The sequence below is a fragment of the Burkholderia sp. PvR073 genome, from assembly GCF_054055695.1.
This window is the reverse complement of record NZ_JBSRXO010000017.1, coordinates 28,339-41,890: the sequence shown is the minus strand read 5'-3', so window position 1 is coordinate 41,890 and position 13,552 is coordinate 28,339. Positions and strand designations below refer to the sequence as shown.

Below are 13,552 nucleotides of genomic sequence, written 5' to 3'. Positions count from 1 at the left end.
CATTAATCGGACGAATAAAAACTACCGATTGGCCGACCAATTCCATCAAAGACCACAATCCTCCCGCATTCCAACATTACGCCCAATTACGGAGAGGTCATATGCAGAAAAAACGTATCGGAAAATCGGTCGTGGCCGCGCTCGCCATCATCGCGATGAGTGTCGGCACCATTGCCGCGTGGGCCGATGGTGCGCCGCGCACGAATGACTTCTGGTGGCCGGAGCGGCTCGATCTTTCGCCGCTGCGTCAGCACGACGTCGAGTCGAATCCGTACGGGAAGGATTTCGACTATGCGCAGGCATTCAACAAGCTCGATATCGAGGCCGTGAAGAAGGATATCCGCGCGACCCTGACGACGTCGCAGGACTGGTGGCCGGCAGACTACGGCAACTATGGACCGTTCTTCATCCGGATGGCGTGGCACGGAGCGGGCACCTATCGCACGTACGATGGCCGTGGCGGCGCCGGCGGCGCACAGCAGCGATTCGAGCCGCTGAACAGCTGGCCCGATAACGCCAATCTCGACAAGGCGCGCCGTTTGTTGTGGCCGATCAAGAAGAAATATGGCGAGAATATTTCGTGGGGCGATTTGATGGTCCTCACCGGCAATGTCGCGCTTGAATCCATGGGTTTTCAAACCTTCGGCTTTGGCGGCGGCCGGGAAGACGACTGGCAATCGGATCTGGTTTATTGGGGCGCCGGCACGAAATTCATGTCGGATAACCGCGACAAGAACGGCAAGCTCGAGAAGCCGCTGGCGGCCACCCAGATGGGGCTGATCTACGTGAACCCGGAAGGTCCGAACGGCAACCCCGATCCCGTCGCCGCGGCAAAGGACATTCGCGAGGCGTTCGGCCGCATGGCGATGAATGACGAGGAGACCCTCGCGCTGATCGCGGGCGGTCATACCTTCGGCAAGGCCCACGGCGCGGCGTCGCCCGACAAATGCGTGGGCGCGGCACCGGCGGGCGCGGGCGTCGAAGCGCAAGGCCTGGGCTGGGCGAACAAGTGCGGTACCGGGAAGGGCGCCGACACGATCACGAGCGGCCTTGAAGGCGCATGGTCGGTCGACCCCGTTCACTTCACGATGCAGTATCTCGACAATCTGCTCGAACACGATTGGGTGCTGACGAAGAGCCCGGCAGGCGCTCATCAGTGGATGCCGAAGGACGCGCAGGACATCGTGCCGGACGCACACGATCCGTCGAAGCGACATCCGCTGATGATGTTTACGACCGATATCGCATTGAAGGTCGATCCCGCGTACAGCGCGATCGCCAAGCGCTTTCAGGCGCATCCCGAGGAATTCAAGCTGGCGTTCGCCAAGGCGTGGTTCAAGCTGACGCACCGGGACCTGGGACCGAAGGCGCGTTATCTGGGCAAGGATGTGCCCAAGGTCGATCTGATCTGGCAGGATCCGCTGCCCGTTGCCGGCTACCAGATGATCGGCGACGCCGATATTGCGGAGCTGAAGCGCAGGATCCTCGCATCGGGGGTGCCGAAGTCGGAACTGATCAAGACCGCGTGGGCGTCCGCGGCCTCGTTCCGTGCCACCGACTACCGAGGCGGCGCGAATGGCGCGCGCATTCGGCTCGCGCCGGAAAACGCCTGGGCGGTGAATGACCCGGCGAGCCTGTCGAAAGTGCTGAAGTCGCTGGAAGGCATTCAGTCCGGCTTCAACAGGAACAGAACGGATGGCAAGCAGGTGTCGCTGGCCGACGTGATCGTGCTGGGCGGCAGCGCGGCCGTCGAGGATGCGGCCCGCAAGGCCGGCTACGACGTCAAGGTTCCATTCTCGCCGGGACGCGTCGATGCGACGCAGGCGCAGGCCGATGTCGCTTCGTTCGCCGTTCTCGAGCCGACCTCCGACGGGTTCCGCAACTACTATCAGAAAAGCAATGAGCGGTCGCCGGCCGAGTTGATGGTCGACCGCGCGAGCAAGCTGGATCTCACCGTTCCGGAGATGACCGTTCTCGTGGGCGGGCTGCGTGCGCTGGACGCCAATGCGGGCCATTCAAGGCTGGGTGTCCTGACCGATCGTCCCGGCACGCTGAGCAACGACTTCTTCGTGAATCTGCTCGACATGTCGACCCAATGGACGAAGTCCTCACGTGCAGACGGGACTTACGAAGGGCGTGACCGCAAGACGGGCGCGCTCAAGTGGACGGCAAGCCCGGTCGATCTGGTGTTCGGTTCCAGTTCGGAGCTGCGGGCCGTCGCCGAAGTCTATGCGTCGGACGATGCGCACGAGAAGTTCGTGCGCGACTTTGTCCACGCGTGGACGAAAGTGATGAACCTCGATCGCTTCGATCTGAAGCGCAGCTGATACCGTGATCGGGTTGGCCGGGGGAGCGATCCCGCGGCCAATCCGTCGGAGGACGAAATGAAGAAATCTGGATTGCCGCGGTTGATCGTCGGGGTGGGATTGCTGTGGTCGCTCGGTGCTTACGCGGCCGACATCGAAGTCAGGATGCTGAATCAGGCGTCGGACGGCCAGCGCGGGTTCGAGCCGGCCCTCGTCCATATCAACCCGGGCGACAGCGTCCATTTTGTGGCCGCCGACAGCGGTCATAGCGTCGAAAGCATTCCCGGGATGGCGCCGGACGGGGCCAGGTCGTTTGGGGGAAAGATCAGTGAAGACCTGACCGTGAAGTTCGACACGCCGGGCGTCTATGGCTATCGCTGTCTCCCTCATCACATGTTGGGCATGGTCGGCTTGATCGTGGTGGGACAGCCGACGAACGAAGCCGCGGCCCGAAGCGTTGCGCAACCGCGCGATGCAAAAGCGCGTTTCGATCAGCTCTTTGCGGTGTTGGACCGCGAGCAAACCAAGCAGGAGTAGTGCATGCGCGGGCCGGATCGTCGCCCGCCGCCCAGGGGCGGGATTGGCAAGGACGTGATTCATCGCGAGATGAATTGTTGTGGTCGTCCCTGCCGAGTCTCGGCCCCTCCCGATCGAATTCAAAATTTGTCTAGTCATCCTTGCGATTGAATCGGCCTAACTGCACCAAATCCGTGCCCGGATTCCCCTCGATGAGGCACGCCAGAGCCCTGAAATTAGGGGATTTCCCGCGTTTACGCGGTTTTTTTTGATCGCTGCTTGTCTCGCTGTTTTTCTTCTTGCATGCTTGTATAGACAAATTCCTGAGGCGGCTTGCTGCACCGAAGGGATGGCGAACTTCAACGCAAGGAGAACTCTCGTGAACGGCAAGCGCATCAAGTGGGCAATCAGGACGATCGGCGCCATCGCGGCCGCGGCGGCAACGCTCGCCGCACCGGTGCAGGCAAAGGAATGGAAGACGGTGACGGTCGCGCTCGAAGGCGGCTACGCACCGTGGAACCTCACGCTGCCGGGCGGCAAGCTGGGCGGTTTCGAACCGGAACTGCTCGCCAACGTGTGCGAGCGGATCAAGGTGCAGTGCAACATGGTCGCGCAGGACTGGGACGGGATGATTCCGGGTCTGCAGGCCGGCAAGTTCGACATCCTGATGGATGCGATCTCGATCACGCCGGAGCGCGAGAAGATCCTGCTGTTCTCGCGTCCATATGCGGCCACGCCGGCGACCTTCGCCGTCACCGATACGAAGATCCTGCCGAAGGCCGCGCCCGGCGCGCCGATGGTCAAGCTGACCGGCGACGCGAATGCCGACAAGCCGACCGTCGACACGCTGCGCAAGCAGCTCAAGGGCAAGACGATCGGCATCCAGTCGGGCACCGTCTATACGAAGTTCATCAACGACAGCTTCAAGGACATCGCGTCGATCCGCGTGTACAAGACCTCGCCTGAGCGCGATCTCGACCTCGTCGCGGGCCGCATCGACGCGTCGTTCGACGACGTCACGTACTACGCGGCGAACAACACGAAGAAGGACAACGCGTCGATCGTGCTCGCGGGGCCGAAGCTCGGCGGACCGATCTGGGGCCCGGGTGAAGGGCTCGCGTTCCGCAAGCAGGACGCCGACCTGAAGACGAAGTTCGATACGGCGATCGGCGCGGCGCTCGCGGACGGCACCGTGAAGAAACTCGCCGACAAGTGGTTCAAGACCGACGTCACGCCGTAAGCGCGTGTCCGGCCGCCGCCGCGTGAGCGGCTCGAACGACGCGCGGCGGCACGCATCCTGCGGATTCATCCAACACTTGCCGGGAGGCACGCATGGCGATTCTTGAAATGCTCGGCTTCGGTACCGAGGGCTGGGGCGGCGTGCTGTTGCTCGCCGCGCTGATGACGGTCGCGCTGACGCTCGCCGCGCTCGCGGTCGGCGCCGTGATCGGCGCGGCGATCGCGGCGGCCAAGCTGTCGCGCCACCGCAGCGCCCGCCTGCTCGGCGACCTGTACACGACGGTGTTTCGCGGCGTGCCCGAACTGCTCGTCATCTATCTGTTCTACTTCGGCGGCTCGACGCTCGTCACGACCATCGGCCAGTGGTTCGGCGCGGAAGGCTTCATCGGTGTGCCGCCGTTCGTGATCGGCGCACTCGCCGTCGGGATGATCTCGGGCGCCTATCAGGCCGAGGTGTATCGCGCGGCGGTGCTCGCGGTGTCGAAGGGCGAGCTCGAAGCGGCGCGCTCGATCGGCATGCCGCGCGCCATGGTGCTGCGCCGCATCCTGGTGCCGCAGGTACTGCGTTTCGCGCTGCCCGGCATCGGCAACGTATGGCAGCTGAGCCTGAAGGATTCGGCACTGATCTCGGTCACCGGCCTCGCCGAACTGCTGCGCACGAGCCAGATCGCGGCGAGCTCGACGCATCAATACTTCGTGTTCTTCGTCGCGGGCGGCGCGCTGTACCTGGTCATGACGGGCCTGTCGAACCGCGTGTTCAACCGGGCCGAAGCGATCGTCGGCCGCTCGTTCCGCCGCAATTTCGCGCGCAACTGACGGAGAGCACGCATGTCACTCGATTTCGATTTCCTCTTCGGCACGCTGCGCCAGCTGCTCGCGGCCGTGCCGACCACGCTGGGCCTGTTCTTCGCGTCGCTCGTGCTCGGCGGCCTGCTGTCGCTCGTGATCGTCACGATGCGCGTGTCGCCGCACTGGCTGCCGAACCGCTTCGCGCGTGCCTACATCCTCGTGTTTCGCGGCTCGCCGCTGCTGATCCAGATGTTCCTCGTGTATTACGGGCTCGGCCAGTTCGGCGTGATCCGCGAAAGCTTCATCTGGCCGCTGCTGCGCGAGCCGTATGTATGCGCGGTGCTGTCGCTCGCGCTGTGCACGGCAGGCTACACGGCCGAGATCTTGCGTGGCGGGCTGATGGCCGTGCCGGTCGGGCAGATCGAGGCCGGTTATTCGATCGGCCTGTCGGGCTTCGCGCTGCTGCGCCGCGTGATCGGCCCGATCGCATTGCGCCAGTGCCTGCCCGCGTATTCGACCGAAGCCGTGCTGCTGGTCAAGTCGACCGCGCTCGCCAGCCTCGTGACCGTGTGGGAGGTGACGGGCGTCGCGCAGCAGATCATCCAGCAGACCTACCGGACGACCGAGGTGTTCGTGTGCGCGGCGCTGATCTATCTGGGCCTGAACTTCATCGTCGTGCGCCTGCTCGGCGCGCTCGAATGGCGACTCTCCGGCCACCTGCGTGCGCCGAAGCCATCCGGTGCGTCCGCCGCGGCGTCACGCAATCCCCGGCGCGTTGCGTCCTGAGCGCCCCCGTCCTTTCCCGGAGAATCCGATGAACACCGCTGCTCCCGTTGCGCTGTCGGTCAAGAACATCCACAAGTCGTTTGGCGATCATCACGTGCTGAAGGGTATCTCGCTCGACGCGCACGAGGGCGATGTCATCTCGATCCTCGGCGCGAGCGGCTCGGGCAAGAGCACCTTCCTGCGCTGCCTGAACCTGCTCGAAACGCCCGACGACGGCTCCGTCGCGCTGGCCGGCGAGGAACTGAAGATGAAGCGCGCACGCGACGGCAAGCTGCAGCCGGGCGACCGGCGGCAGGTCGATCGCATTCGCTCGCAGCTCGGGATGGTGTTCCAGAACTTCAACCTGTGGTCGCACATGACCGTGCTCGACAATCTCGTCGAAGGGCCGCTGCGCGTGCTGAAGCGCAGCCGCGCGGAAGCGGTCGAGGAAGCCGAGGCGCTGCTCGCGCGCGTCGGCCTCGCGGACAAGCGCGGCTACTATCCCGCGCACCTGTCGGGCGGCCAGCAGCAGCGCGTCGCGATCGCCCGGGCGCTCGCGATGCATCCGAAGGTGATGCTGTTCGACGAACCGACGTCGGCGCTCGATCCGGAGCTGGTCGGCGAAGTGCTGCGCGTGATGCGCTCGCTCGCGGAGGAAGGGCGCACCATGCTGGTCGTCACGCACGAAATGGGCTTCGCGCGGCACGTGTCGAATCGCGTGATGTTCCTGCATCAGGGCGAGGTCGATTCGGACGGGCCACCCGACGCGCTGTTCGGCGGCCAGTGTTCGGAACGCTTCCGCCAGTTCGTGTCGAGCCATCACGACCGCGCCGCGAACTGAGGACGTCATGACCGTATTCCGTTCTGCACGGCCGCTCGACTGGCGGCAGATTGCGGCCGTCGCGGCCGGCGAACCGCTGGCGTTGACCGACGATGCGCGCGGGCGGATCGCCGCGGCGCGCGAGCTCGTCGACGAGATCGTCGCGCGCGGGATTCGCGCGTACGGCGTCAATACCGGCGTCGGTGCGCTGTGCGATGTGATCGTGTCGCCGGCCCAGCAGAGCACGCTGTCGCGCAACATCCTGATGAGCCACGCGGTCGGCGTCGGCATGCCGCTCGGCGCGGCCGAAACGCGCGCGATCATCGCGGCGGCGATCAACAACTTCGCGCATGGGCATTCGGGCGTGCATGCCGATGTCGTCGACCAGCTCGTCGCGCTGCTCGAACACGATTGCCTGCCCGAGGTGCCGGCGCACGGTTCGGTCGGCTACCTGACCCACATGGCGCATGTCGCGCTCGTCTGCATCGGGCAGGGTCATGCGCGCCATCGCGGCGAGCGCATGCGCGGCGACGAGGCACTGCGCCGCATCGGTCGCGAACCGCTCGCGCTCGGGGCGAAAGAAGGCCTGAGCCTGGTCAACGGCACGCCGTGCGTGACGGGGCTCGCCGCGTTCGCGCTGGCTCGCGCGGAGCGGCTGCTCGACTGGGCCGACTGGATCGCGGCGGCGAGCTTCGAGAATCTCGGCGGGCAGCTCGCCGCGTTCGACCCGGCGTCGCTCGCGCTGCGGATCTCGCCCGGCATCGGGCACGTCGGCGCGCGCCTGCGGGCGATGCTCGCCGACAGCCCGATGCTTGGCGCGGCGAACGGGCGGCATACGCAGGATCCGCTCAGCCTGCGCACGATCCCGCACGTGCACGGCGCGGCGCGCGACGTGTTCGCGGTGACGGCGGAAGTCGTCGACCGCGAACTCGCGTCCGTGACCGACAATCCGATCGTCGCCGGTACGCGCGACGCACCGGTCGTTCATTCGCAGGCGCATGCGGTCGGCGCGGGCATCGCGCTTGCCATGGACAGCCTCGCGGCCGCGATGGCGCAGGTGGCGGCCATCGCCGAGCGGCGTCTGGACCGTCTCGTCAATCCGCTTGTGAGCGGGTTGCCGGCGTTTCTCGCGGCGCCCGGCGGCACGTGTTCGGGCTTCATGATCGCGCAGTACACGGCGGTTGCGCTCGTCGCGCAGAATCAGCGACTCGCGGCACCGGCGAGCCTCGACGGCGGCATTACGTCGGGGCTGCAGGAAGATCATCTGTGCCACGCGACGCCTGCCGCGCTGAAGGCGCTCGACATCATCGAGAATACGACGCGCGTGCTCGCGATCGAGCTGCTGGCCGCCGCGCAGGCCTACGATTTGCAGGCGAGCGGAGCGGCGCGTGCCGCGTCGACCGATGCGCTGTGGCGACAGGTGCGCGAACGTGTGCCCGCGTATCACGACGACCGGCCGCTTGCCGACGACATCGCGATCGCGGCCGGGATCGTCGCGGGCGTGCCGCCGTCCGTGCTGTAGCGGTGCGAGGGATGACGGGCGGCGGGGCATCCAACCTTCAATCGGTCGAGGGCGCATGAACGAAACGGAACGATACACACCGGCGCGTCGGGCGAGCACGTCGGGCGACGACGTGCCGGCACGCGCGCTGCCGGCGTACCAGCAGATCAAGCGCTACGTCGTCGAGCGGATCGCGAAAGGCGACTGGAAGCCCGGCGGCGCGATTCCGACCGAGGCCGAGCTGGTCAAGGAGTTCGGCGTCGCACGGATGACGGTGTCGCGTGCGCTGCGCGAGCTGACCACCGAGCGCGTGCTGACGCGCATCCAGGGCGCTGGCACGTTCGTCGAGCGCCGGCATTACGAATCGACGGTGCTGGAAATCCGCAACATCGCGGACGAGATTGCGGAGCGCGGTCATCGGCACAGCGCGCGCGTGTTGCTGATCGAGCGCAGCGTCGAGCCGGAAGCGATCGATGCGCTGGGGCTTCGTGCGGGGCCTGTGTTTCATTCGCGCATCGTGCATTACGAGGAGGACGAGCCGATCCAGTTCGAGGATCGATACGTCAATCCGGCGTTGTTTCCGGACTACCTGGAGCAGGATTTCACGCTCGAGACGCCGAATCACTACATGGTGCGGCTCGCGCCGATCCAGCGCGCGGAGTTCCGGATCTATGCTGAGAAGCCGAATGCGCAGGTGCGTCGGCATCTCGTCATGGAGATCGGCGAACCGTGTCTGCTATTGCGGCGCCGCACGTGGGTCGGCGAGCAGGTCGCCACGTCGGTGAGGCTGTGGCATCCGGCGTCGCGGTTTCATCTTGCGGGGAAGATGTAGGGTTAATTGGCGCCGGTTTGGCCTGAATACCCGCGGCGAGTGGCGCATAATGTTTTGAGGTCGACCCTTGGCAGGAAGAGGGTTTTATGCGCTGCACACTATGCGGGTCCGAGAATCCTCCCGGTGCGAGGTTCTGCCAGGAATGTCAGGCCGCGCTGTCCCGCACGTGTCCGCATTGCGGACATGACGCCGAGCCCGCTGCCCGCTTCTGCAGCCATTGCGGAGCGTCGTTGGCGACACCCGCGGCTGCGCCGCCGCCTTCCCGGCAATCGGCCCGGGAGCCCCCGCCAACCCCCGTCCATTACACGCCGGATCATCTTGCCGAGCGAATCCGTGCCGAGCACGCGGCGATGGAAGCGCGCGGCGAGCCGGCCGGCGAGCGCAAGACCGTTACCGCGCTGTTTGCCGACATGGCTGGATCGACCGCGTTGATCCACGACCTCGATCCCGAAGTGGCGCATCGCCTGATCGTGCCCGTGGTCGAGCTGATGATGGAAGCGGTCCATTACTACGAAGGGTACGTCGCGAAATCGCTCGGCGACGGCATCCTCGCGCTGTTCGGCGCACCGATCGCCCACGAAGACCATGCGCAGCGCGCGCTCTTCGCCGCATTGCGCATGCAGCAGGCGATGCGCCAGCATGGCGATCGCATTCGTCTGCAGGAAGGTATTCCTCTGCAGATCCGCGTCGGCGTTCACACGGGCGAGGTCGTCGTCCGGTCGATCCGCACCGACGACTTGCACACCGAGTACGATCCGCTCGGACATACGATCCACATCGCGTCGCGGATCGAGGGCATCGCAGCGCCCACGTCGATTCTCGTCAGCGAGTCGACCCACAAGCTGGCCGAGGGCTATTTCGAATTCAAGGCGCTGGGCGCGACGCAACTCAAGGGAATTCCCACGCCGCTGTGCGTCTACGAGGTGCTGGGCCTGGGCGCGTTGCGCACGCGCCTGCAACTGGCGGCGCACCGCGGCCTCGCGCGGTTTGTCGGCCGTGAAACGGAAATGGACCACCTGAACCGCGCGCTGGACACCATGAGGGCCGGGCACGGGCGCGTGGTCGGCGTGGTGGGCGAAGCCGGCGTCGGCAAGTCGCGCCTGTTCCACGAGTTCAAGGAGCGTTCACGGCGCGGCGCGCTGGTGCTGGAGACGTTCTCGGTGTCGCACGGCAAGGCGTTTCCCAATCTGCCGCTCATCGAACTCCTGAAGAATTATTTCCAGATCACGACTCAGGACGACGAGCGGCGCTGCCGGGAAAAGGTCATCGGCAAGGCGCTCACGCTCGAGCGCAGTTTCGAGGATCTCGTGCCGTACGTCCTCTATCTGCTGGGCATCGGTGAAGGCGGCCCGGTGCTCGCCGAGATGGATCCGCAGATCCGGCGCGAGCGCACCTTCGACGCGATCAGGCAGCTGCTCGTGCGAGAGAGCCGGAATCAGCCGGTCCATCTGCTGTTCGAGGATCTGCAATGGCTGGACCGTGAAACGGAAGCCTTCCTCACGTACCTGATCGACCACGTGCCGGACGCACGCATCCTGCTCCTGGTGAACTACCGGCCCGAGTACCGGCCCGCGTGGGCTGGCGCGGCGCACTGGAGCACGCTCCGGCTCGAACCGCTGGGCCCGTCGGATGCGCAGGGGCTGCTCACGGCGCTGCTCGGTGAGGATCGCTCGCTCGTGCCGCTGAAGCAGCTCATTCTGGAGAAGACGGAGGGCAACCCGTTCTTCATGGAGGAAGTGGTCCAGACGCTCGTCGAAGAGAAGTCGCTGCTCGGCGACGCAGGGCGTTACCGGATCGAGGAGACACCGGCGACGCTGCACATTCCCACCACCGTGCAGGGCGTGCTGGCTGCCCGGATCGACCGGCTGCCGCTCGACGAAAAGGAACTGCTGCAGGCGCTCGCCGTGATCGGCCACGAGTTTCCGTTCAGCCTGATCCGGCGAATTTGCGGCGAGGCGCCGGCACGGGACGACGAACTGCGGCGTCTCCTCGCGCATCTGGAAGCGGCGGAGTTCATCTACGAGCGTCCCGCCTTTCCCGAAGTCAATTATTCGTTCAAGCACGCGCTGACCCAGGAAGTGGCCGGGCGCTCGTTGCTCACGGAGCGGCGTACCACGCTGCATGAGCGCACCGCGCAGGCGATCGAGGTGCTGTTCCCGACGCGCATCGCCGATTACTGCAGCGAGCTTGCGCACCACTACAGCCAGAGCGGAAACATTCCCAAGGCGGTCGAATACCTGCATCGTGCGGCCCAGCAGGCGTTGCGCCATGCCGCCCATCACGATGCCATGAATCACCTCGGCGCGGCGCTGGCGTTACTGAAGGGCTTGCCCGACACACCCGTGCGTGCGCATTGGGAGCTGACACTGCTGCTTTCCCTCGGGCCGGTCTTGATGGACGTGCGAGGGTATGGCGCGACCGAGGTCGGTGCGATCTATACGCGCGCGCTCGAGCTGTGCGAGCGGACCGGAGAGGCGTCGCAGCGCTTCGCGACGCAACTGGGATTGCGGATGCACCACGTGGTGCGCGGCGAGTATGCGCTCGCGACCGATCTCGGCAAGCAGATGCTCGATACGGCCCGGGAGGCGAATGATCCGGACTTCCTCATCGAGGCACATAGCGCGCTGGGTTCGTGCTTTTTTCTGCAGGGCGATTTCGGCACGGCTCGCACGCACCTCGAACAGGCCCGTGCGATCTACGATCCGGAGCAGCATCAGGCGCACGTGTTCGCACACGGGGTGGATCCCGGCATCCGGGCGCTCAGTTTCCTCGTGCTGACCCTGTGGATTCAGGGGTATCCCGACCAGGCGCTCAAATGCAGCGCCGAAGCACTGGCGCTCGCACGGAGCCTTTCGTATGGGCCTTCCCTGGCGTTCAGCCTGACCTACACCGCGCACTTGCACCAACTGCGGCGCGAGCCGCTGCTTACCGCCGAGCGCGCGGACGCGGTCATTGCCGTATCGACCGAGCACGGGTTGCCGTACTGGCTCGCGTGGGGAACGGTGCTGCGAGGCTGGGCGATGAGCGCGCAGGGAAACATCGAGGACGGTATCGCGCAGATGCGGCGGGGCCTCGACGCGCAGCGGGCAGTCGGCGGCGAAGACCAGCGTCCTTATTCGCTCGCGTTGCTCGCCGACAGTTACTGGCGCGCGGGCGACAAGCGCTCGGCACTGGGCATGCTGGACGAGGCCAGGGCGATCGTCGAGCAATCCGGCGAGCATTGCTACGAGGCCGAGGTGTACCGGCTCACCGGAATCTATCTGGCTGACGGCGCGGGCAAGGAAGGCACGGCATCCGAACGCGAAGACGAAGCGGTCGACTGCCTGAACAAAGCGATCGCACGAGCGCGCCAGCAGGGTGCCAGATCGCTGGAACTGCGGGCGGCGTCGGACCTCGCCAGGCTGTTGCAACGACAGGGAAAGACCGTGGAGGCGACGCAAGCGCTGTCCGAGGTGTACACCGGCTTCACGGAAGGCTTCGACACGAGCGACCTGAAAGAGGCCAAAACGCTGCTGGATGCATTGGGCGCGCGCGCGGAATGAACGGGCCCGCGGCGCACGACGACGCATCGTGTGACCGCGTGCCGCCCGCGCCCTGTCGCTGCTTGAGGAGACGGGCATGACAATCACGCACACAAGACGTCACCGCGATGTCCCGCGCAAACCGGTCGCACTGGCGTTGCAGGGCGGCGGGATGCACGGCGCCTTCACCTGGGGCGTGCTCGACCGGCTGATCGAAGACGGCAGGCTCGAAATCGAGGGCGTCAGTGCCACCAGCGCCGGCGCGATGAACGCCACGGTACTCGCCTACGGGCTGCTGCAGGGCGGCGAGGACGGTGCGCGTCAGGCACTGCACGACTTCTGGGAGGCGGTGGCGCAATCGGCGGAGCACTACAACCCGCTGCGCTGGGCGCCCTGGCTGAAGGGCACGCACAGCTTCGGGCTCGATCATTCGCCGATTTATGCGTTCGCCGACATGATGCTGCGCATTTTCTCGCCCTATCAGTTCAATCCGAACAACCTGAATCCGCTGAGCGAGGTGCTCGAGCGCCGGGTCGACTTCGATGCGCTGCGCAAGCACTGTCCGATCCGGTTGTACCTGTGCGCCACCAACGTCGAGACCGGGAAGATCCGCATCTTCACGGGCGAGGATGTCAGCGCCGACGCGGTGCTTGCGTCGGCATGCGTGCCGACCCTGTTCCAGGCGGTCTCGATCGATGGCGAGTTCTACTGGGACGGCGGCTACATGGGTAATCCGGCCATCTATCCGCTGATCTACAACTGCGCGACGCGCGACGTCGTGATCGTGCACATCAATCCGCTCGTGCGCCGCGGTGTACCCATCACGGCCGCGGAAATTCTCAACCGTATCAGCGAGATCAGTTTCAACTCGTCGCTGATGCGCGAAATGCGCGCCATCGCGTTCGTCACCGACCTGATCCGGGACGGCACGGTCAAGCGCGGCGACATGAAGGAAATGCTGATCCATTCCATTCGCGCGGACGACGCGCTGAGCGCATTGAGCGTATCGAGCAAGTACAACGCGGATTGGGGATTCCTGAGCGAGCTGCGCGACCACGGGCGGCGCGAAGCGGACGCGTGGCTCGCGCATCATTACGGAAACATCGGACAGCGGTCCAGCATCGACATTCGCAGGGAATTTTTCTGAGCGCATCGCGCTCATGTCGGCATGGGGCGATCGTGCGTGGGCGCCCCGCACCAAGGAGCGAACGTGAACCGGACGCAAGCGCGGTTCGTTGCGTTGTGGTCATGCTGCGGCGGGAC

General features: G+C 65.5%; 10 protein-coding genes. All 10 read left to right on the top strand.

Annotated elements, in window-relative coordinates:
* Positions 1 to 155 precede the first annotated feature (155 nt).
* The 10 genes from katG to ACVK00_RS31715 all read left to right on the top strand — a co-directional run bounded on the left by katG (position 156) and on the right by ACVK00_RS31715 (position 13,436).
* Positions 156 to 2,327 (top strand): catalase/peroxidase HPI, encoded by a 2,172-nt coding sequence (gene katG, locus ACVK00_RS31760; RefSeq protein WP_354123414.1) that lies wholly within the window; start codon positions 156 to 158, stop codon positions 2,325 to 2,327.
* 57 nt (positions 2,328 to 2,384) lie between these two features.
* Positions 2,385 to 2,843, top strand: a complete 459-nt coding sequence (locus tag ACVK00_RS31755) for a pseudoazurin (protein WP_284900183.1) — start codon at positions 2,385 to 2,387, stop codon at positions 2,841 to 2,843.
* A gap of 328 nt (positions 2,844 to 3,171) precedes the next feature.
* On the top strand, positions 3,172 to 4,062 hold the full coding sequence (locus ACVK00_RS31750; RefSeq protein ID WP_416378703.1) for a transporter substrate-binding domain-containing protein: 891 nt from the start codon (positions 3,172 to 3,174) through the stop codon (positions 4,060 to 4,062).
* Positions 4,063 to 4,154: 92 nt separating this feature from the next.
* Entirely contained in the window at positions 4,155 to 4,877 is a 723-nt protein-coding gene (locus ACVK00_RS31745; protein ID WP_175662447.1) for an ABC transporter permease, read from the top strand.
* Between the two features lie 12 nt (positions 4,878 to 4,889).
* The gene (locus ACVK00_RS31740; protein ID WP_228910466.1) at positions 4,890 to 5,636 is read left to right on the top strand and encodes an ABC transporter permease; all 747 of its coding nucleotides are present in this window, start codon (positions 4,890 to 4,892) and stop codon (positions 5,634 to 5,636) included.
* 28 nt (positions 5,637 to 5,664) lie between these two features.
* Positions 5,665 to 6,456, top strand: a complete 792-nt coding sequence (locus tag ACVK00_RS31735) for an ABC transporter ATP-binding protein (protein ID WP_011660730.1) — start codon at positions 5,665 to 5,667, stop codon at positions 6,454 to 6,456.
* Between the two features lie 7 nt (positions 6,457 to 6,463).
* On the top strand, positions 6,464 to 7,957 hold the full coding sequence (locus tag ACVK00_RS31730; RefSeq protein ID WP_284900178.1) for an HAL/PAL/TAL family ammonia-lyase: 1,494 nt from the start codon (positions 6,464 to 6,466) through the stop codon (positions 7,955 to 7,957).
* A 55-nt stretch (positions 7,958 to 8,012) separates the two neighbouring features.
* Complete coding sequence (hutC, locus tag ACVK00_RS31725) at positions 8,013 to 8,768, top strand: histidine utilization repressor (RefSeq protein ID WP_228910468.1); 756 nt, start codon at positions 8,013 to 8,015, stop codon at positions 8,766 to 8,768.
* 86 nt (positions 8,769 to 8,854) lie between these two features.
* A complete protein-coding gene (locus tag ACVK00_RS31720; RefSeq protein ID WP_284900175.1) occupies positions 8,855 to 12,310 on the top strand; it encodes an adenylate/guanylate cyclase domain-containing protein in 3,456 nt (1,151 codons plus the stop codon).
* Positions 12,311 to 12,386: 76 nt separating this feature from the next.
* Positions 12,387 to 13,436, top strand: coding sequence for a patatin-like phospholipase family protein (locus ACVK00_RS31715; protein ID WP_354123382.1), 1,050 nt, complete (start codon positions 12,387 to 12,389; stop codon positions 13,434 to 13,436).
* Positions 13,437 to 13,552 lie beyond the last annotated feature (116 nt).

What these genes read in the sequence shown, in the direction of transcription:
- katG (WP_354123414.1), top strand. Translation starts at nt 156, where the DNA reads ATGAGTGTCGGCACCATTGCCGCGTGGGCCGATGGTGCGCCGCGCACG.
- ACVK00_RS31755 (WP_284900183.1), top strand. Translation starts at nt 2,385, where the DNA reads ATGAAGAAATCTGGATTGCCGCGGTTGATCGTCGGGGTGGGATTGCTG.
- ACVK00_RS31750 (WP_416378703.1), top strand. Translation starts at nt 3,172, where the DNA reads ATGGCGAACTTCAACGCAAGGAGAACTCTCGTGAACGGCAAGCGCATC.
- ACVK00_RS31745 (WP_175662447.1), top strand. Translation starts at nt 4,155, where the DNA reads ATGGCGATTCTTGAAATGCTCGGCTTCGGTACCGAGGGCTGGGGCGGC.
- ACVK00_RS31740 (WP_228910466.1), top strand. Translation starts at nt 4,890, where the DNA reads ATGTCACTCGATTTCGATTTCCTCTTCGGCACGCTGCGCCAGCTGCTC.
- ACVK00_RS31735 (WP_011660730.1), top strand. Translation starts at nt 5,665, where the DNA reads ATGAACACCGCTGCTCCCGTTGCGCTGTCGGTCAAGAACATCCACAAG.
- ACVK00_RS31730 (WP_284900178.1), top strand. Translation starts at nt 6,464, where the DNA reads ATGACCGTATTCCGTTCTGCACGGCCGCTCGACTGGCGGCAGATTGCG.
- hutC (WP_228910468.1), top strand. Translation starts at nt 8,013, where the DNA reads ATGAACGAAACGGAACGATACACACCGGCGCGTCGGGCGAGCACGTCG.
- ACVK00_RS31720 (WP_284900175.1), top strand. Translation starts at nt 8,855, where the DNA reads ATGCGCTGCACACTATGCGGGTCCGAGAATCCTCCCGGTGCGAGGTTC.
- ACVK00_RS31715 (WP_354123382.1), top strand. Translation starts at nt 12,387, where the DNA reads ATGACAATCACGCACACAAGACGTCACCGCGATGTCCCGCGCAAACCG.